18 protein-coding genes are annotated in these 18,126 nt (G+C 65.5%); 8 read left to right on the top strand and 10 right to left on the bottom strand.

The features are described from left to right. Positions 1-16: 16 nt before the first annotated feature. Positions 17-901 (bottom strand): RMD1 family protein, encoded by an 885-nt coding sequence (locus AC56K1_RS11510; protein WP_497157973.1) that lies wholly within the window; start codon positions 899-901, stop codon positions 17-19. A 223-nt stretch (positions 902-1,124) separates the two neighbouring features. Between AC56K1_RS11510 and AC56K1_RS11505 the strand changes: the two genes are divergently transcribed. Beyond that, positions 1,125-1,292, top strand: a complete 168-nt coding sequence (locus AC56K1_RS11505) for a helix-turn-helix domain-containing protein (protein WP_497157972.1) — start codon at positions 1,125-1,127, stop codon at positions 1,290-1,292. Between the two features lie 13 nt (positions 1,293-1,305). Here the strand turns inward: AC56K1_RS11505 and AC56K1_RS11500 are convergent, their stop codons facing one another. The 4 genes from AC56K1_RS11500 to nhaR form a co-directional block, all read right to left on the bottom strand. Beyond that, positions 1,306-2,904, bottom strand: coding sequence for a hybrid sensor histidine kinase/response regulator (locus AC56K1_RS11500; RefSeq protein WP_497157971.1), 1,599 nt, complete (start codon positions 2,902-2,904; stop codon positions 1,306-1,308). Beyond that, positions 2,891-3,694: an alpha/beta fold hydrolase gene (locus tag AC56K1_RS11495; RefSeq protein ID WP_497157970.1), complete on the bottom strand. Its 804-nt coding sequence runs from the start codon at positions 3,692-3,694 to the stop codon at positions 2,891-2,893. The genes AC56K1_RS11500 and AC56K1_RS11495 overlap by 14 nt, the downstream gene beginning before the upstream one ends. Before the next feature lie 105 nt (positions 3,695-3,799). Next, positions 3,800-5,140: a hemolysin family protein gene (locus AC56K1_RS11490; protein WP_497157969.1), complete on the bottom strand. Its 1,341-nt coding sequence runs from the start codon at positions 5,138-5,140 to the stop codon at positions 3,800-3,802. A 49-nt stretch (positions 5,141-5,189) separates the two neighbouring features. Then, a complete protein-coding gene (nhaR, locus tag AC56K1_RS11485; RefSeq protein ID WP_497157968.1) occupies positions 5,190-6,098 on the bottom strand; it encodes a transcriptional activator NhaR in 909 nt (302 codons plus the stop codon). A 137-nt stretch (positions 6,099-6,235) separates the two neighbouring features. Between nhaR and AC56K1_RS11480 the strand changes: the two genes are divergently transcribed. The 4 genes from AC56K1_RS11480 (at position 6,236) to AC56K1_RS11465 (ending at position 9,337) form a co-directional block, all read left to right on the top strand. After that, positions 6,236-7,291, top strand: a complete 1,056-nt coding sequence (locus tag AC56K1_RS11480; RefSeq protein WP_497157967.1) for a DUF475 domain-containing protein — start codon at positions 6,236-6,238, stop codon at positions 7,289-7,291. A gap of 121 nt (positions 7,292-7,412) precedes the next feature. Then, entirely contained in the window at positions 7,413-7,988 is a 576-nt protein-coding gene (locus AC56K1_RS11475; protein ID WP_497157966.1) for a TerD family protein, read from the top strand. Positions 7,989-8,043: 55 nt separating this feature from the next. Then, a complete protein-coding gene (locus AC56K1_RS11470; protein ID WP_171088368.1) occupies positions 8,044-8,739 on the top strand; it encodes a TIGR00266 family protein in 696 nt (231 codons plus the stop codon). Positions 8,740-8,752: 13 nt separating this feature from the next. Beyond that, entirely contained in the window at positions 8,753-9,337 is a 585-nt protein-coding gene (locus AC56K1_RS11465) for a TerD family protein (protein ID WP_497157965.1), read from the top strand. 192 nt (positions 9,338-9,529) lie between these two features. On the opposite strand, the gene AC56K1_RS11460 is transcribed toward AC56K1_RS11465, so the two are convergent. Then, complete coding sequence (locus AC56K1_RS11460) at positions 9,530-11,422, bottom strand: sensor histidine kinase (protein ID WP_497157964.1); 1,893 nt, start codon at positions 11,420-11,422, stop codon at positions 9,530-9,532. A gap of 279 nt (positions 11,423-11,701) precedes the next feature. Between AC56K1_RS11460 and AC56K1_RS11455 the strand changes: the two genes are divergently transcribed. The 3 genes from AC56K1_RS11455 to AC56K1_RS11445 are packed head-to-tail and all read left to right on the top strand — an operon-like array spanning position 11,702 to position 14,255. Further along, a complete protein-coding gene (locus AC56K1_RS11455; RefSeq protein ID WP_497157963.1) occupies positions 11,702-12,100 on the top strand; it encodes a GntR family transcriptional regulator in 399 nt (132 codons plus the stop codon). Then, entirely contained in the window at positions 12,097-12,846 is a 750-nt protein-coding gene (locus AC56K1_RS11450) for an ABC transporter ATP-binding protein (protein ID WP_497157962.1), read from the top strand. Before AC56K1_RS11455 ends, AC56K1_RS11450 begins: the two co-directional genes overlap by 4 nt. Further along, on the top strand, positions 12,843-14,255 hold the full coding sequence (locus AC56K1_RS11445) for a hypothetical protein (protein ID WP_497157961.1): 1,413 nt from the start codon (positions 12,843-12,845) through the stop codon (positions 14,253-14,255). Before AC56K1_RS11450 ends, AC56K1_RS11445 begins: the two co-directional genes overlap by 4 nt. A gap of 6 nt (positions 14,256-14,261) precedes the next feature. Here AC56K1_RS11445 and AC56K1_RS11440 read toward each other — a convergent pair whose 3' ends face one another. The 4 genes from AC56K1_RS11440 to AC56K1_RS11425 form a co-directional block, all read right to left on the bottom strand. Next, positions 14,262-15,152, bottom strand: a complete 891-nt coding sequence (locus tag AC56K1_RS11440) for a bile acid:sodium symporter family protein (RefSeq protein ID WP_497157960.1) — start codon at positions 15,150-15,152, stop codon at positions 14,262-14,264. Positions 15,153-15,267: 115 nt separating this feature from the next. After that, positions 15,268-15,807, bottom strand: coding sequence for a YybH family protein (locus AC56K1_RS11435; protein ID WP_497157959.1), 540 nt, complete (start codon positions 15,805-15,807; stop codon positions 15,268-15,270). Between the two features lie 88 nt (positions 15,808-15,895). Then, positions 15,896-17,641 (bottom strand): gamma-glutamyltransferase, encoded by a 1,746-nt coding sequence (gene ggt / locus AC56K1_RS11430; RefSeq protein WP_497157958.1) that lies wholly within the window; start codon positions 17,639-17,641, stop codon positions 15,896-15,898. A 24-nt stretch (positions 17,642-17,665) separates the two neighbouring features. After that, positions 17,666-18,076, bottom strand: coding sequence for a hypothetical protein (locus AC56K1_RS11425; RefSeq protein WP_497157957.1), 411 nt, complete (start codon positions 18,074-18,076; stop codon positions 17,666-17,668). Positions 18,077-18,126 lie beyond the last annotated feature (50 nt).

Below are 18,126 nucleotides of genomic sequence, written 5' to 3'. Positions count from 1 at the left end.
GCGGCAAGGGAGCGGCTCAGCGCCCGAAGTGCCCGTACAGGCCGAGGCAGAGCTCGACGAAGATCAGCAGCAGGATCGCCTGCTCGAGCCGGTGCGAGCTGTGGTAGCGCATGGTTTCCACCAGCGTTTCGGAGGTATGCGACAGCGTGGTGAGCTTGCGGTCCAGCGCCGCGGCGCGGTCGTGCAGTTCGTAGTCGCCCTCGAGCATGGCATACAGGCCCGACAGGCTGGGGTTATCCCAGAGCAGGTCGGGCCGGTCGAGAACGCCCGCCCGGCCGTTCAAGCGGTTCTCCGCCAGCAGCATGTTCCCGACCGTCTTGAGCAGCTCGGACGGTTTCGCGGAAAAACGCCCATCCTCGGCCAGGTCGCGCGCCAGCGGCTCGCTCAGGTCGAAGTCGCGTGCGGCGCGCCGCTCCTGGAAGGACAGCATGGCCGCCTTGGCCATGACCTCGGCAATCAGCTGCAGGCGCAGCCGGTCGGCGTTCTTGATCTTGATGTCGGGGCCCGACGGTCCTTCTTCTTCGTCCGGACTCACGCACACCCGCGCGGTTTCTTCCGCCTTGAGGTCGGCCGCGCCCGATGCATGGGGCGCGACGGTGCGCAGCAGGTGGGCTTTCTCGTCGTCGGTGGCATTGAAGAAGACAACCGCGCCATAGCGGAAGATCGCGGCAATGCCGCCTTCGGCCAGCCGGATCGTGAACGGCGACTTGCCGATGATCTCGAAACCGGAAAGGGCCCGCACGTCGATGCGCTCCGCCGCCATGATGGCGCTGGCCGTGAACTGGAGCTGGGTGATGACCGGGCGGTGATACGGCAGCTTCTCCGTGTTCAGGTGCAGCCCCGGGCGGGTGCGGGGACGCGGGTTCCAGTGAATCTGCTTTTTGTGGGAGTGGCTATCCATACTATTTTGCTTGCTTGAAATGTCGACGTCGAACGGGAATGGACTTCCCATGCAGGAGTCTCAACTGCGCTGTCGAGCCGGTGTTGTCGGAGGCATCATGATATCGGAAGCCGCAGCCCGGCTGTGTTCTCATGGAGAAACGCATGCCAAAAAAATCCGGCGCGGGGCCGGATTCAAGTGCACGCCACGGGAGCAGCGGCACGCTTAACTGGTGTGTGTTTCCATGCGGCGCCGTTTCTTGAAGCATGTCGCCGCCGGCGGTGCAACCTTGGTCGCCGCCCTTGGAAAATCCAAATGGAATGTGACGCGGGCGGCAAGAATGCTGGGCTTGTCGCGTGACGCGCTACGCTACCGGATTGAAAAATACAGCATCCAGAGCAGGGTGCAATAGCACTCTCGCTGCGCTACACGCCGCCGCCTGCGCCTGCCGGCGCCAGCACGCTGCGCAGCCGCTCGAAATCGATCGGTTTGGTGAGATGGTGATCGAACCCGGCGTCGAAGGCGCGCTGGCGGTCTTTTTCCTGGCCCCAGCCGGTGGCGGCAATCAGGGTCATGTGCCGGCCACCCTCGGTGGCGCGCAGGCGGCGCGCCAGCTCGTAGCCGTTCAGGTCGGGCAGGCCGATATCGAGCAGCGCCACGTCGGGCGCGAAGTCGCGCGCGGCTTCCAGTGCGGCAGTGGCGCTGTGCACGGCGCGGGCTTCGCAGCCGAACAGTTCGAGCGCCATCAGGAGCATCTCGGCCGCATCGGTATTGTCGTCGACCACCAGGACGCGGGCCGGGGCTGGCGCCTCGGCGGGCGGCGCAGGCGGCGCGGCCTCGCAGGCCGCCCCCACCAGCAGCGGCAGGCGCACCGTGAAGCAGCTGCCTTGTCCCTCGCCATCGCTGTGGGCGCCGATCTCGCCGCCGTGCAGCTCGACGATGCCGCGCACCAGCGCCAGGCCGATCCCCAGCCCGCCCTTGGAGCGCTCCAGCGCCGGTTCCAGCTGCGAGAACATGTCGAACACGGTGGCCAGGGCATGCGCGGGCAGGCCGATGCCGGTGTCGCGCACCGCCAGCACCGCGACGCCGCTGTCGACCTGCAGGCTGAGCGTGATCCTGCCGCCGTCCGGGGTGTACTTGGCGGCGTTGGTCAGCAGGTTGACGATGACCTGGTTGATGCGCGTCGGGTCGGCATCGACCATCACAGGCAGGGCCGGCAGCTCGACCTCCAGCACGTGGCGGGCGCCGTCCATCAAGCTTGTCGTGTCGCAGACGGCGGCGCGCGCCAGCGCCGAGAGCTCGACGGGCTGGCGCCGCAGTTCCATCTTGTCCTGGGTGATGCGCGAGACTTCCATCAGGTCGTCGACCAGGTGGGTCAGGTGATGAAGCTGGCGATCGAAAATGGCCAGCAGGCGCCCGCTGTCGCCCTCGGACGCGAACTTGAGCTTCAGGACCTCGAGCGCGCTGCGCATGGGCGCGAGCGGGTTGCGCAGTTCGTGCGAGAGGGTAGCGAGGAATTCGTCCTTGCGGCGGTCGGCCGCGGACAGGGTAGCGTTGATCGCCTGCAGCTGGGCTTCGGCGCCGCGCCGGGCTTCCAGCGCTTCTTCGGCGGCCTTGCGTGCGGTGCGCAGTTCGCGCTCGTAGGACTCGCGCTCGGAAGCCTTGAACAGCGCCCATTCGTCGCGCACCTCGCCGTCTTCATAACGGCGCACGATGTTGATCAGCATGGGCAGGCGGCCGCCCTCGCGGGTGCGCAGGTCGACCTGCAGCTCGGCCACCGAGCCGCGCACCTGCAGCAGCGGCTGGCAATGCGTGTGGTGGAACAGGCGGGCGCCGACCGTCAGCAACTCCTGGACGCGCTTGCCGGCCAGTTCTGCCGGAGCGAAGCCGAGCCAGCGGCAGGCAGTGGCGTTGGCGCGCAGCAGCACGCCGGCGCCGTCGGTCAGCAACAGGCCGCAGGGCGCGTTGTCGTACAGGGGTTCGGCGGGAGCCGGCACCGCCGCCCGCCGTTCAGTCAAGCGCACTGGCCAGGAACGCGTCGATGGCGCGCGAGCTGGCGGTGGGGGCGCTCATGTGCGGGCAGTGGCCGATGTTCTCGATCACATGCAGGTGCGCCTTCGGCAGCCGGCTGGCCAGGAAGTCGCCGGCGCTGAGCGGCGCAATCAGGTCGTCGCTGCATTGCAGGATCAGGGCCGGGGTGGTCGACTTCGGCACGTCGGCGCGATGGTCGGACAGGAAGGTCACACGCGCGAAATGCTTGGCGATGTCGGGATCGTTGCGGCAGAAGCTGTCGGTGAGTTCCTCGCGCAGGGCAGGACGTTCCGGGGCGCCCATGATCGCAGGCGCCAGGTTGCTCGACCAGCCGAGGTAGTTCGCTTCCATTGTCTCGAGCAGTTCGTCGATGTCGCCGCGCTCGAAACCGCCGTTGTAGCCGCCGTCGTTGATGTAGCAGGCCGACGGCGCCACCATCACCTGGGCCGCGAAGCGCTGCGGCGCCTTGATGGTGGCCAGCATGCCGATCATGCTGCTGACCGAGTGGCCCACGAAGATCACCGGTCCGGTAGCGAATTCGTCGAGGATTTCGAGCAGGTCGTCGGCATAGCCGTGCAGGCTGCCGTAGCGTTCCCGGGTGTAGGCCGAGAGGTCGGAGCAGCCGCTGCCGACCAGGTCGTAGGTAAGGACGCGGAAGCGGTCCTGGAAGGCGGGCGCCATGTAGCGCCACATCCCCTGGTCGCAGCCGAAGCCGTGCGAGAACACCATGGTGGCCCCGCCATCGCCTGAGACGTGCACGTTGTTCCGGGCTTGCACTGTCATGTTGTTTACCTGGGAGAGGGTTGCGGGAACAGGGAGGATATTGCGGTCACCGGGCAGTATGCCCTTGCCCGGTTTCTTGTGCAATGATTAAGTTTGTTGCATGTTTCAGTCATGGTCGTCGTCATCCATCGCGCGCTCGCGCCGCGGCACCACCTTCACCAGCAGGATGCGCGGCCCGTTCATCTTCTTGACCACCACGTCGAAATGCGGGAATTCGATGCGCTGACCCTGTTTCGGGATGTCGCCCAGCTTTTCCATGAGCAGGCCGCCGACCGATTCGACGTCGTCCAGGCCCATCTCCTCGTTGTCGATGTCGATCCCGAGCAGGCGCTCGAGCGAGAAGATCGGCAGGCTGGCCTTGCCGATCCAGGTGCCGTCGGACTGCGCCATCCAGTCGTTCTCGTTCATGCGGAATTCGTCGCGGATCTCGCCCACCATGGCGCCGAGCAGGTTGTCGAGCGTGATGAAGCCGACCGGGCGCTTGCCCTTTTCGCCGATCAGGGCGAAATGCGGGGCGCCGCTGCGGAAGCGCCGGAAGATGTCCTGCGCCGGGGTGCGCGCCGAAATCGTCTCGACCGGGCGCAGGTGCTGCTTCAGGTCGGTGACGGGACGGCCAGCCTGCTGGGCGAAGAACAGGTCCTTCAGGTGGATCACGCCCAGCACTTCCTCGCCTTCCTCATCGAAATACGGGTAGCGCGAGAAGCGGTTGCGGCGCACCGTCTCCATGTTTTCCTCGTGGGTGCGGCCGGCGTACAGCGCGCTCACTTCGTTGATCGGGCGCATCAGGTCGGACACCGCCAGCTGGCTGAAGTCGAGCGACTGCGCCAGGATGTTGCGCTCGTCGGTGGTGAACTTCTCGCCCGGCGTGCTGGTGCGCAGGATGAGCTTGAGCTCATCGGTCGAGTAATGGGTGTCGTGGCTGCCGGTGCCGGCCAGGCCGGCGATGCGCAGCACCAGATTGGCGCTGGCATTGAGCAGCGCGATGGCCGGGTACATCGACCAGTAGAAGGCGTACAGCGGGATCGCGGTCCAGAGGGCCACCACTTCGGGCAGGCGGATCGCCAGCGTCTTGGGGGCCAGCTCGCCGACCACGATGTGCAGGAAAGAGATCACCGAGAAGGCGACCACGAAGGACACGCCGTGGATCAGCTCGGGCGAGGTCACGCCCAGCATGGCAAACAGGGGTTCGAGCAGGCTGGCAAAGGCCGGCTCGCCCACCCAGCCCAGGCCGAGCGAGGCCAGGGTGATGCCGAGCTGGCAGGCGGAGAGGTAGGCGTCGAGCTGGTTGTGGACCTTGCCCAGGATGCGCCCGCGCAGGCCGCTGGTCTTGGCAATCGCGCGCACGCGCGTCTTGCGCAACGTGACGATGGAGAATTCCGCCGCCACGTAGAAGCCGTTCAGCGCCACCAGGAACAGGGCGAGAGCGACGAATAAAAGGTTTTCCATTGAAGAGAGTTAAGTTAAAAAAAGGCAAAGCCGGCGACCATTGTACAGCTCATGTACCGTCCAGTACGCCTTGATGGACGGCGGAGAGGATCGCTTCCACGGCCGGATGCTTGATCTTGCGCTCGTTCGAAACGGCGTAGAAATGCTCGCGCACCTGCGGAACGCGGCCCAGCTGGAGCGCGCCTAACTGCTCCTCGACGTCATGGGCCAGGGCGGCCGGGGCGAAGAACAGGCCCAGGCCGCGCCGCCCGAAGGTGGTGAGCAGGGCGTTGTCCTCGAATTCGCCGACCACGTCCGGGCGCACGCCCTGCAGCTCGAACCATTCGTCGATCTTGCCGCGCAGTGCATTATTGCGTGTCGGCAGCAGGAACGGCGCGCCGTTCAGCGAGTGCGGGAAGTTTCCTCCCCAGCTCTCCGCCAGCGCCGGGGTGCCGACCACGATGGTTTCGCTGTCCGACAGCAGATGGCTGAACACGCGCAGGGTGGTGCCCGAGCGCACGGCGCGGTCGGTCAGTACCACGTCGAGCTTGTGCAGGGCCAGGTCGGCCAGCAATTCGTCGAACTCGCCTTCGTAGCAGACCAGCCGCACCGGGCGCGGGAGCTGCGTGGCGATCTCCAGCAGGCGATAGGCGGTAAGCTTGGGCAGGGAATCGGAAATCCCGACCGTCAGGCGGATGCGGGTGCTGTCCGACTCTGCCATGGCTTCCTGCATCTGTTCGCCGAGCAGGAAGATCTGGTCGGCGTAGGATAGCGCCAGCCGCCCGGCCTCGCTAAGATTCAGGCGCCGGCCTTGTTGGGTGAACAAGGCCTTGCCCATGGACTGCTCGAGCTGCGATAGTTGGGTGCTGACGGTCTGGATTGCCAATCCCAGGCGTTCGGCGGCGCGGGTAATGCTGCCTTCCTTGGCCACGACCCAGAAGTAGTAAAGGTGGCGGAAGTTTTGGGGACTATGATTCATGTCTTCTGTTTTTACGAAGTAATTCTTCGATTATCTTCGCTTTTTCAATATCTTGCAGGGGCATACACTGCGTTCTGCCAAATCAACAACAAAGGAAACCGATATATGAAGCATTTCAACAATAGGGGAAATCCAGCATGAAACACTTTACCTGGTCATTTGTCGTCACCGCGATCTGTATGGCACTGGCGGGCTGGTGGGGATACGACCATGCCGGCATCTCCGGCATGCTGACCGCACTCGGCGTCACCGCGATCCTGTCGGTCATGGAAGTCTCGCTGTCCTTCGACAATGCGGTGGTCAACGCGTCGGTCCTGAAGGGCTGGAACGAATTCTGGCTCAAGCTGTTCCTGGGCCTGGGCATGATCATCGCCGTATTCGGCATGCGCCTGGTGTTCCCGCTGGTGATCGTCGCGGTCGCCGCCGACCTGGGCATGACGGAAGTGTGGAACCTGGCGCTGACCGATCCGAAAGGCTTCTCGATCCACCTGACCAACCACCATGCGGAAGTGGCGGCCTTCGGCGGCATGTTCCTGCTGCTGGTCTTCCTGAACTTCCTGCTGGACGATGAAAAAGAAGCCCACTGGCTCGGCAACTTCGAGCGCAAGATCAGCTCGCTTGGCAAGGTGTCGTCGATCGCCGTGCTCGTCGCCCTGGGCGCCCTGATGTTCGCGATGGGCTGGGTTGAAGAAGCGCAGAAGATGGTCGTGCTGATGGCCGGCCTGTGGGGCATCGTGGTGTATATCGGTGTGGATATGCTCAGCAGCCTACTGGAAAAGAGCGAATCCGATGAAAACAGCAACGTGGGTGACATGGTCAAGCGCGGCGGTATCGGCGGCTTCCTGTACCTCGAAGTGCTGGATGCATCGTTCTCATTCGACGGCGTGATCGGGGCGTTTGCGATCACCCAGGACGTCGTGATCATCATGCTGGGCCTGGCAATCGGCGCGATGTTCGTGCGTTCGATGACGGTCTACCTGGTCCGCCAGGGCACGCTCGACGAATACGTCTACCTGGAGCACGGCGCGCACTATGCGATCGGTATCCTGGCCGTGATCATGCTGGTGAGTATGAAGTACCACGTGCCTGAGCTGTTCACGGGCCTGATCGGTGTGGCCTTCATCGCGGCTTCGCTGTGGAGCTCGCTGCAGCACAAGAAGCTCAACGCAAGCATCGAAGAAAAAGTAGCATAAGCAATCGTGGCGGGCCAACCGGCCCGCCACGCAAGAACTGCAAGGCGAGTGGCAGAACACCAGCTCGCCCTGCGTCTACCCCGGTGTTCACAAGAACTACTATTTTTGGAGAGTCACAATCATGGCAATCAGTCTGCAAAAAGGCGGCAACGTCAACCTGTCGAAAGAAGCTCCCGGTCTGACCCAGCTGAAGGTCGGCCTGGGTTGGGACACCCGCGCCACCGATGGCGCAGCGTTCGACCTCGACGGCGCGGTGTTCCTGCTCAATGCGTCGGGCAAAGTGCGTTCGGATAGCGACTTCATCTTCTACAACAACCTGAAGTCGTCGGACGGTTCGGTGGTCCACTCGGGCGACAACACCACCGGCCAGGGCGAGGGCGACGACGAAAGCGTGTCGATCGACCTGTCCAAGGTGCCGGCCGAGGTCGACAAGGTGGTGCTGGCCGTGACCATCCACGACGCCGAGACCCGCCGCCAGAACTTCGGCATGGTCGGCAAGGCCTTCATCCGCTGCGTCAATGCCGGCAACAACAGCGAAATCGCCCGCTACGACCTGTCGGAAGACAGCTCGACGGAAGCGGCAATGGTCTTCGGCGAGGTGTATCGTAACGGCGCCGACTGGAAGTTCCGCGCGACCGGCCAGGGCTTCGCCGGCGGCCTGGGCCCACTGGCCAAGAACTACGGCGTGAACGTCTAATTCAACAGCCGCGCCCCGCTCCACCAATGCGGGCCGCTTGGAAAGGAAGCCAGAAATGCCAGTATTTACCGTGACCGGGGATGTCGATCCCTTCCTGCATGTCTCGATGCGACGCGGCGAAACCATCTATTGCGAATCGGATGCGATGGTGATGATGGAATCGACGCTCGACCTGAAGGGCAAGATGAAGGGAGGCCTGGGCAGCGCGCTGATGCGCACCTTCGCCAACGGCGAGTCGTTCTTCCAGCAGCATATCGAAGCGACCCGCGGCGACGGCGACTGCCTGCTCTCGCCAACCCTGCCGGGCGCGATGCAGGTGGTCGACGTCGGCCCGAACAACTACATCATCAGCGACGGCGCCTTCGTCGCCGCCACCAACGGCGTCGAGCTGAAGGTGCGCACCCAGAACATCGGCAATGCCCTGTTCGCGCAAAGTGGCGGCTTCTTCGTCACCGAGACGGGCGGCAGCGGCCAGGTGGTGGTGTCGGGCTTCGGATCGATGTCGGTGCTGGACGTCGAGCCGGGCAAGGACGCGATCATCGACAACGCCCACGTGGTGTGCTGGGACAGCACGCTGCGCTACGAGATCTCGATCACGACCGGCACCAGCGGCGGCTTCCTGGGCAATCTCATCAACAGCCAGACCAGCGGCGAGGGCATGGTGTTGCGCTTCTCGGGCAAAGGGAAGGTTTATGTATGTTCACGCAACCGGAATGCATTCAAAGCCTGGATGCAGCAGCCGGCACGCTAAAGGAGAAAGCAATATGTCAGTCAATCTGCAAAAAGGCCAGAAGATCTCGCTCGACAAGGAAGCCGGCGGCGCGCTCTCGCGCGTCACCATGGGCCTGGGCTGGGACGTGGCCAAGTCGAAGGGCTTCTTGGGCTTCGGCGGCGGCAAGGGCGACGCGGTCGACCTCGACGCATCGGTCGTGATGTTCGACGAGTCGAACCGCGCGGTCGACACGGTCTGGTTCCGCCAGCTCAAGAGCAAGGACGGCAGCATCACCCACACGGGCGACAACCGCACCGGCGCCGGCGACGGCGACGACGAGCAGATCTCGGTCGACCTGGCGAGCGTGCCAGGCACGATCAAGTCACTGGTCTTCACGGTGAACAGCTTCACCGGCCAGAACTTCTCGACGGTGGAAAACGCCTACTGCCGCCTGATCAACGCTGGCAACAACCAGGAAGTGGCGCGCTTCAATTTGTCGGTGCAGGGTTCGCACACCGCGCAGATCATGGCCAAGCTGTACCGCCATGGCGGCGAGTGGAAAATGCATGCGATCGGCGAGAATGGGTCGGGACGCACGTTCGATGATTTGATGCCGCTGATTACGCCGCATCTGTAATCTGCGGTGGATGCAGAAAGAGCCGGGCTTGCCCGGCTCTTTTATTTGGGGCCGTCAGAGAATCGCTCGGCCGGCACATTGTTGGATCGCAGGGTGGGCCGGTTTCCTGCCACGCGGGGATAGTTGGTGGCTGATGTGCCGTGCTGGCTGATCCAGCGTGATTTGAACGCGTGGGCAAGGAACTTGCCCACGCTACGAGGCCAGCGGCAGCCACACCGTAAACGTACTTCCTTTACCCAGTCCCTCGCTGCGCGCCTGCACCTCGCCCCCGTGCAGCGCCACCATATTCCGCACCAGTGCCAGGCCAATTCCGAGTCCGCCCTGCGACCGGTCCGGCGTGCGCTCGGCCTGGGTGAACAGATCAAACACGTGCGGCAGCAGGCCGCCGTCGATGCCGATGCCGCTGTCGGTCACGCTGATGTCCACGCCCGCATCGCGGCGCGCCACGTGCAGCACGATCATGCCGCCGCGCGGCGTGTATTTGGCGGCATTGTTGAGCAGGTTGGTCATCACCTGCACCAGCCGCGTCGCGTCGCCGTCGACGTGGACGCCGGCGGCGTAGATCTCGACCGACAGCATGTGGGCGCGCGCCGCGATCAAGGGCCGCGACTGCTCGATCGCGCTCGACACCAGCGCGTCGACGCCGATCCTGCGCTTGTCGAGCGTGATCAGGCCGCGGGTCACGCGCGAGACGTCGAGCAGGTCGTCCACCAGCGAGGTCATATGGCGCACCTGGCGGCTGATCACGTCGCTCGAGCTGCGGATGTGATCCGGGCTCGCGGTCATCTTCAGCAGCTCGGCCGCGGTGGCGATCGGCGCCAGCGGGTTGCGCAGTTCGTGCGCCAGCATGGCCAGGAACTCGTCCTTGCGCCGGTCCTGGTCGCGCAGCGAGGCATACAGATGCGCATTGTCGAAGCCGGCCGCCGCGATCGCGGCCAGCTGCACCAGGATCGCTTCGTCCTGCTCGTCGAAGGCGCCGCCGGCCTTGTCCGCCACCTGGAGTCGGCCGAACTGCCTGCCCTGGCGGTCGATCAGGGGCACGCATAGGCCGTCGCTGCCGGCCGGCTGCAGCTGGCCGTCGTCGCCGTCCAGCGTCACCGCCGCCCGGCCGACCCCGAGGGTACCCCGCACTTCCTGTTCCAGGGCCGCGGCGATCTCGCGGCTGGAGAGCACTGTCTGCAGCGCGCGCGCGGCGCCGGCGACCTTGGCCAGCAAGGCGGACTGGCGCTGTTCGCGGTCCAGCCGCTGGGCCAGTCCTTCCTGTTCCACGACGCTGTCGTGGATGTCGCGATTTGCGCCGATCCATTCGCGCACGTCGCCGTCGGGACCGAGGATGGGCACACCCTTGACGGACGTCCAGCGGTAGACGCCATCGGCGCGGCGCAGGCGGTATCGGGTCTCGAACAGGGAACGGTTGGCGACACACTGCAGCCAGATTTGCTGCGTGCGCTCGCGGTCGTCGGGATGGAGTGCGTCGAGCCAGCCAAACCCCTTCCACTGCTCGTAAGTCTGCCCGGTGAAGGCCCGCCACGAGGGCGAATCCTCGACGACATGCCCGTCCGAGGTATTGGTCCAGATGATCTGCGAGGTCGCCATCGCCAGCGACCGGAAGCGCTGCTCGCTTTCGCGCAGCACGGTTTCGGCATGCACGCGGTCGGTAATATCCTCGTGCATCAGCAGCACTTCGACGATCCGGCCCTGGCTGTCCTTGATCGGGTGGGCGCGCGACGTCACCCAGCGCTTGCGCCCCGGCTGGCCGAGGGCGGCGGTGTCGTACAGCATGGCCGGCACTTCGACCGATTCGCCGGCCATGGCGCGCTCGAGATAGGGCGTGATGCCCGCCGCCTGCAGTTGCGGGTCGCGCAGGACGTTGTACTCGGTGCTCAGCACGTGGCGGTAGAGCGGGCTGCCTTCGAAGATATGCCAGAGCTCTTCCCACCCCTTGTTCACGCGCACCGTGTAGCCGGCCGGCGTCAGGAGCTGGAAGCTGGTGGGCGCCTGTTCGAACAGTTCCCTGAACCTGACTTCCGGGTTGGCGAGGAGTTCCGCGCTGGAACCGGTGACCGTGTCTGCGCTGGGAGGCATATCTTGTTCTTCTTCTGGATGGTGATGACGGCAGTGCTGTCCGCGCCCTTGCAGCAGCGCCGGAATGCAGGCGGGGCGGGGCGGCGTAACGACACAATTGTTGCGATCGGAATGATGTCACACATTCGCTCCTGCCGGGATGGCCTTTTGCGTCGTTGCAGGTGCCCCGTGCCAGTATCCCAGCCATGAAGCATAAGTTGCTTCCTTCCTTGCACAAACCGTTGACGATGCACGAAAGCAAGCGTAGTGTATTACTCAATTAATACACATATACGCACCATGCCCACCCACGCACCCCAGCTGTTTTCGATCACGCCCGGCTCGGCCGACCCGATCTACCGCCAGCTGATCGACCAGGTCCGCCGCCTCGTGGCCGCCGGCCAGATGGCGCCCGGCGACGCGCTGCCCTCGGTGCGCGAAGTCGCCCAGGCGCTGGCCGTGAACCCGATGACGGTCTCCAAGGCCTATGGCCTGCTCGAAGTCGAGGGGCTGGTGGAGCGCCGCCGCGGCCTGGGGATGATGGTGGCCGACCGCCCGCGCAACGTGCAAAGCGGCGCCGGGCGCGCAGCGCTGCTGCGACCGACCCTGGAGCGCGCCGCGCGCGAAGCACGCGAGCTCGAGCTCGATCCCGATACCGTTCTCACCCTCTTTGCCCACATTTTGAAGGAAGCATCGTGACTGCACCCATCATCCAGATGCGCGGCGTCGCCAAGTATTTTGGCAGCGCGATCGTCTTGCAGGGCCTCGACTGGGACGTCCAGCAGGGCCAGGTCATCGGCCTGCTGGGCCGCAATGGCGCCGGCAAATCCACGCTGATGGAATGCCTGCTCGGCCTGCGCGAACTCGATGGCGGCAGCGTGCGCCTGTTCGGCGAGGACGTCGCCGCGCTGTCCGACGCCACCCGCGCCCGCATTGGCTACGTGCCGCAGAAATCCGGACTGTTCGAATGGATGACGCCCGTGCAGATGTTCGACTACTTCAAGGCCATGTACCCGCGCTGGAACACGGTCAAGGTCGAGGCGCTGCTCGAGCGCTGGGGCTTCGACGCCCTGCTGCTGAACAAGCCGATCGGACGCCTGTCGGGCGGCGAGCAGCAGCGCCTGTCGATCATCCGCGCACTGGCGCACGACCCCGAACTCCTGGTGCTGGACGAGCCGGTGTCGGCGCTGGACCCGGCCGGGCGACGCGCCTTCCTGGCCGAGCTGGTGGACGGCGTGATCGAGCGCGGCACCACGGTGGTGTTTTCGACCCACATCCTGACCGACCTGGAACGGGTGGCGCTGGACGTCGCCTTCCTCAAGGATGGCCGCATCGCGCTGCAAGGCCCGCTCGACGACTTGCTCGAAGGGGCGCGCAACGCCGTCGACGGTCGCCGCGCCGAGCCGGTCAGCCTGGAAGACCTGTTCATCGAGGTGACGCAATGAGCGCGCGGCTGCATGATTATCGGGTGTTGTGGCGCGCTGCGGTCACGCATGCCAATCCGCGCCTGTCAGCGATCATGCGCTGGGGCGTGCCCTTCCTGACCATCATGCTAAGCGCGGCGGTGGGCGTTTCGCGCGGCCTGGGAGCGGCACTGGTGTTGGCCTGGTGCGTCATCTGCGCCGCCATCCTGCTGACCTGGACCACGCGCTTCGTCCCTGGCGCGGTCAAGCTCAATTCGCCGGCGAATGCAAAACTCGTACCCGGCATGCGCCGGCGGCTGGTGGAACTGGCCTGCATCGTCTGGTTCCTGCCGGTGGCCGGCATTGTCCTGGCGCCGTATGCCGATCCAGGGAGCCTTGGCATGTGGCTGTTCATCATCGTTTGCTTTACGGCCGGGGGCGCGCTGAGCGCGGCCGGGCACCAGGCTGGGTGGCCGATCCTTACTGCCATGTCCTTCGCTTCGGTCTTCATCGGCGAGGTGCCGCAACCGGTGCACAGCCTGCTCTCGTCTCCGCCGGCGCTGGCGCTGGCGCTGCCGTTCTACGCAGGTGTGATCGTCGCCGTGGCGCGCGAAATGCTTCCCGAAGGCGGAGAGCGCCACTGGCGCATGATCGCCCGGCGTACCCGCGTGGTGGGAGAAACCGGCAAGAAGGATCCCCTCATCGACAAGGTGGGCGGCGCGCACGCCACGGCCTGGTACGCCGCTTCGCTGCGCCGCGACAGCGCAGGGCGCGACGCTCGCCGACTGGTGCTGCACGCACTCGGCCCCGCGCACCATGCGAGCGAGCTGGTGGTCGCGCTCGGCCTGCTGTCCTGCGTACTGGTTGCCGTCGGCGTTCTGGCCACATGGCGCGCTGGTGATGGTGTGCTGGCAGGTATTGGGTGGATACTGGCGGCTACTTTGCTGATCGTCCCGTTCTCGACCATCGTCCGCCTGGGCGGGCAGGTGGGGGCGCATCCGGGCGAGCAGGCACTGGTGCGGCTGGCGCCGGCGATGCCTGGCAGCGCACCCTCGTTCAACCGCCACCTGGGCCGTGCCCTGTTGCTGCAGGCGCTGAAGGCCTGGGCCATGGCCTCCAGCGCTGCGCTTGCCCTGGCCGCACTGGGCGGCGCGAACGGGACGACGCTGCTCAACCTGGCCTCTATCTGCTGCCTGCTGCTGCCGCTGGCCGCCGCGCCCCTGCGCAACCATGCGCGGCGCGCCCCGCTGGCTGCCTGGCTGGCGGTGATCCTGCTGCTGGTGTCGGCAGGCATGAACATCCTGCTCGGCTTCTTCGCGCGCAATGCCGGCCTGCCGGTATTGCCGGTGGCGGCAGTCCTGAGCATCGCCACCGCAGCCATTGCGGTCAGGCGCGGGCTGCGCCTGGTGGAGGGGGCGCCCTTCGCCTTCCCGGCGGGGCGCATCGACTGAGAAGCCTCAAACAGCCGTCGGCGCAGCCGCGCCTGCGGCCCGTTTGCGGCCCAGCACCAGCAGCCCGAAGGCGGTCGCAAACACATACATGCTGACCGAATAGATCGCCGCCGGCAGCATCAGCTGGAAGTCGCCCAGCACCGACACCGCCACGAAAATCGCCAGCGTCGAATTGTGGATGCCAATTTCGTAGCCGATCGCGATGGCATTCGGCTTGTCCAGGCCCATCATGCGCGGCACGTAATAGCCCAGGCCCAGGCTGATGATGTTGAAGAGGATGACGGCCAGGCCGATCGACGCGAACGAGGTGGTCAGCGCGGTCCATTCCTTGGCAATCGCGATCAGGGCCAGCGCCGCCAGCACGGCCATCGAGAAGCGCTTCATCGGCTTGTCCATGCGCGCCGCAAATCCCGGTGCGCGGCTTTTCACCAGCATGCCGATTGCCACGGGGATCAGGACGATGCCGATCACCTCGACGACTTTCCCGGTCTGCATCGGCACCACCTGGCCGCTCCTGGCAAAGGTGTCGATGGCGAAATTGGCAATCAGGGGCAGGCTGACGATCGACAGCACCGTGTTGATCGCGGTGAGCGAGATGTTCATCGCCACGTTACCGCCGAACAGATGGCTGAACAAATTAGCTGACACGCCGCCGGGGGAAGCCGCCAGCAGCATCAGGCCAACCGCGAAGATCGGCGCCACATCGAGCAGGACGATCAGGCCAAAACAGATTGCCGGCAGCACGACGGCCTGCAGCACCAGTGCCAGGATGACGGCCTTCGGATGGCCCAGCAGGCGGCGGAAGTCGCCGAGGGTGAGGGACAGGCCCAGCCCGAACATGATGAGCGCCAGCGCGCCGATCAAGAGGGTGGGCAAGAGGGTGATGAAATTGCTCATGTGTTGTCTCCGTTATTGTAGGTATGGGCGGTCGTACAGCACATGACAGTATTGGCGCTGCTCGCCGCAACGACAGTGTAGTGCAGCCGGCGGCCGGGAAACCAGCTGGACAGCCTTACTTGACGCCGCCCCTGGACGCAGGGGGCACCGGATTGAATTCCATCGACCAGACCACGGCGGCGATCTTCCAGCCGGTAGTGGTGCGCACCATCTGCCAGCTTTCCTTGCCCCAGTTCTGCTTGTAGTCGCCGGCCAGGAAGCTGTAGTCGAACCAGGCCTGGGCCACGTCGCCGTCGCTGTCGATGCGCAGGTTGGCGAAGGTTTCCTCAAGCGGCTCGGGGTCCTTGGCGATGCTCTCGATGAAATTGCGCGGGGAGCTGTTCCTGTATTTCGAAGGCCGCTTCAGCTTGGGATCCGGACGGTTGGCGTATAGGCGCTCGATGCTGGTGTCGGTGATCACGCCGGTCCAGGTGATGCCCTCGTGCAGGAACAGCTGCAGGAAGGCGGCCGTGTCCTTCTTGATGATCGCACTGCGGAAGGTTTCGACGATCGCTTCGATCTGCTGCTTGTCGGCGACCGGCGTTTGGGCCAGGGCTTGCGGTGCGGCCAGCAACAGGCCGAGGGCCAGGGCGCTTGCTGCGAATAGCGATTTCATGGCGTCTCCAGGGGGGAAACCGATGAGTATAGTCGTCGATCCCGCCTGTAGAGTCACCGAAACTCACCGCGCCGGCGAATATCCCCGCTCAGTGGCCGCGCCGCTGCACCAGCGCCGTGCCGACGCCGTGGCGCTTGCCTTCGCTGACGGCGGTCACCGTGCCGTCCGGGTTGAACACCAGCGCATTGGCCGCGCCGATTTCTTCCGGCGCCGCTTCCCAGCGGTGGCCGAAGGCTTGCAGCGCGCGCGCCTGCTCGCTGCCAGGGAAGCCTGGCTCGATCGAGGTCGCCTCGCCATTGCGCTCGGACAGGCGCGGGGCGTTGAGCGCCTGGTCCATCGGCATGCCGAGGTCGACGTGATTGAAGATGGTCTGCAGCACCGTCGTGATGATCGTCGCGCCGCCCGGGCTGCCGATGGTGAAGGCCGGCTTGCCGTCCTTGAGGGCGATGGTCGGCGCCATGCTCGAGCGCGGGCGCTTGCCGGCTTCCGGCACGTTCGGATGCGGGCTGGAGAAGTCGAAATCGGTCAGCTCGTTATTGAGCAGGAAGCCGTAGCCGGGCACCACGATGCCGCTGCCGCCCCAGGACTCGATGGTGAAGGTATAGGACACGATATTGCCGTCCTTGTCCGATACCGTCAGGTGGGTGGTATGCGCGTTCCCGCGCTGCATCCTGACGCTTTGCGGGCGCAGCGGCACGCTCTGGTCGTTTTGATAGGCGTAGGGGTCGCCCGCCGCCACGTTGCGCGCGGCCTGGGCGCCGATCAGGGTACGGCGCTGCGCCGCGTACTCCTTCGACAGGATGCCGGCGATTGGCGCGTCGATGTATTCGGGATCGGCCAGGTAGGCGTTGCGGTCGGCGAAGGCCAGGCGGCTCGCCTCCAGGTAGAGGTGCTCGGCGCGGGCGCGCGGCATCGCCTTGAAATCGAAGCCCTCGAGGATGTTGAGCGCCTGCGCGACGGTCGCGCCGCCGCTGCTGGGCAGCGGCATGCCGTAGATCTCGTAGCCGCGGTAGGTCGTGCGCAGCGGCTGGCGGATGCGCGCCTCGTAGTCGGCCAGGTCGGCCAGCGTCATGCGCCCGGCCCGGGCCGTCTTGCCTGGCGCAAGCGGTGGCTTGTTCACGGCGTCGACGATGGCGCGTGCCATCGGGCCTTCATAGAAGGCTTGCACGCCTCCAGAGGCGATCTCGCGGTAGGCCCTGGCCATGCCCGGGTTGCGGATCAGGGCGCCCGGCTGCACCGCTTTGCCGTTGCGCAGGTAAAGCGCGCTGGTCGGCGCGTAGAGCTGAAATTTTCTTTCATTTTGAGTCGTTAAATGACTGAATATTTCACTGACCCGGTAGCCCTTGGTCGCGATTTCGATGGCCGGGGCCAGCACCTGCCTGAAACGCATGCTGCCGTAGCGCTCCAGCGCCTCGTGCCAGCCGCGCACCGTGCCCGGCACGCCGACCGAGGCGCCACTGGCGATCGCGGTCTCGTAGTCGACCGGCTTGCCGTTGTCGAGGAAGGCGGCGGGCGTGAAGCTGGCGGGGGCGGTTTCGCGGTGGTCGATGGTGATCACGCGCTTGTCCTTGGCCAGGTAGATCACCATGAAGCCGCCGCCGCCGATGCCGCAGCTGAACGGATCGGTCACGCCGAGCGTCGCGGCCGCGGCCACCGCCGCATCGATCGCATTGCCGCCCCCGTTCAGGATGGCCATTGCCGACTTCGAGGCCTGCTCGCTGATGGTGGCGACCGCGCCGCCTGTACCGGTAGCGACCGGCGACTTCGCCATGACCGAAGGCGCCTGCAACACAATGGACAAAGCCAGGGCGCAAGCGCCCGCAGTCGCCTTCATGGGGTCGATCCCGAAACGATGCGCTTACTGCGCGTACATGTTGAAGGTAACCGGATACATCACCGCTCCCGATGCCGCGCCCGCCATGCCGCGCGGCGGCGGTGGCGTCAGGTGATCGAGTTCGATGCGCGAGCCGCGCAGGGCCGGCGACATATAGCCCGGCTGGCCCGGCACCAGGTAGAAAGCCTGCGCCACGCTGCCGATGCGCATCGTGAAGCGGTAGCTCAGGCGGCCCGGCCAGATGCAGCGCGCATTGTCCGGGCAGCGGCTGTCTTCGGCGCCTTCGTAGGTGATGGAGAGGCGCTCGGCCAGCGGCAGGGTCTGGCGCTCGGACATGGTATAGCGCGCTTCAGGCAGGCGGTCGTGGGTGGTGGCGCAGCCGCTGAGCAGCGAAGCAAGGCAGGCCAGGGTGAAGACACGGAGCAGGGGGCGCATGCGGGTCATCCGGTTGTTTTTTTGGAATGCCCATCATAGCAAAGCCAGGG

This window comes from Telluria sp. ZB4P37 (genome assembly GCF_059685855.1).
Note: the sequence above shows the minus strand (reverse complement) of the source record. Positions and strands in the feature narration are given on the sequence as shown.

Excerpts from the sequence above, each read along its gene's own strand:
- AC56K1_RS11440 (WP_497157960.1), bottom strand. The coding sequence starts at position 15,152 with ATGAGCAATTTCATCACCCTCTTGCCCACCCTCTTGATCGGCGCGCTG.
- AC56K1_RS11510 (WP_497157973.1), bottom strand. The coding sequence starts at position 901 with ATGGATAGCCACTCCCACAAAAAGCAGATTCACTGGAACCCGCGTCCC.
- AC56K1_RS11435 (WP_497157959.1), bottom strand. The coding sequence starts at position 15,807 with ATGAAATCGCTATTCGCAGCAAGCGCCCTGGCCCTCGGCCTGTTGCTG.
- nhaR (WP_497157968.1), bottom strand. The coding sequence starts at position 6,098 with ATGAATCATAGTCCCCAAAACTTCCGCCACCTTTACTACTTCTGGGTC.
- AC56K1_RS11480 (WP_497157967.1), top strand. The coding sequence starts at position 6,236 with ATGAAACACTTTACCTGGTCATTTGTCGTCACCGCGATCTGTATGGCA.
- AC56K1_RS11445 (WP_497157961.1), top strand. The coding sequence starts at position 12,843 with ATGAGCGCGCGGCTGCATGATTATCGGGTGTTGTGGCGCGCTGCGGTC.
- AC56K1_RS11425 (WP_497157957.1), bottom strand. The coding sequence starts at position 18,076 with ATGCGCCCCCTGCTCCGTGTCTTCACCCTGGCCTGCCTTGCTTCGCTG.
- AC56K1_RS11460 (WP_497157964.1), bottom strand. The coding sequence starts at position 11,422 with ATGCCTCCCAGCGCAGACACGGTCACCGGTTCCAGCGCGGAACTCCTC.
- AC56K1_RS11455 (WP_497157963.1), top strand. The coding sequence starts at position 11,702 with ATGCCCACCCACGCACCCCAGCTGTTTTCGATCACGCCCGGCTCGGCC.
- AC56K1_RS11495 (WP_497157970.1), bottom strand. The coding sequence starts at position 3,694 with ATGACAGTGCAAGCCCGGAACAACGTGCACGTCTCAGGCGATGGCGGG.
- AC56K1_RS11470 (WP_171088368.1), top strand. The coding sequence starts at position 8,044 with ATGCCAGTATTTACCGTGACCGGGGATGTCGATCCCTTCCTGCATGTC.
- AC56K1_RS11475 (WP_497157966.1), top strand. The coding sequence starts at position 7,413 with ATGGCAATCAGTCTGCAAAAAGGCGGCAACGTCAACCTGTCGAAAGAA.
- AC56K1_RS11505 (WP_497157972.1), top strand. The coding sequence starts at position 1,125 with ATGCGGCGCCGTTTCTTGAAGCATGTCGCCGCCGGCGGTGCAACCTTG.
- AC56K1_RS11490 (WP_497157969.1), bottom strand. The coding sequence starts at position 5,140 with ATGGAAAACCTTTTATTCGTCGCTCTCGCCCTGTTCCTGGTGGCGCTG.
- AC56K1_RS11465 (WP_497157965.1), top strand. The coding sequence starts at position 8,753 with ATGTCAGTCAATCTGCAAAAAGGCCAGAAGATCTCGCTCGACAAGGAA.
- ggt (WP_497157958.1), bottom strand. The coding sequence starts at position 17,641 with ATGAAGGCGACTGCGGGCGCTTGCGCCCTGGCTTTGTCCATTGTGTTG.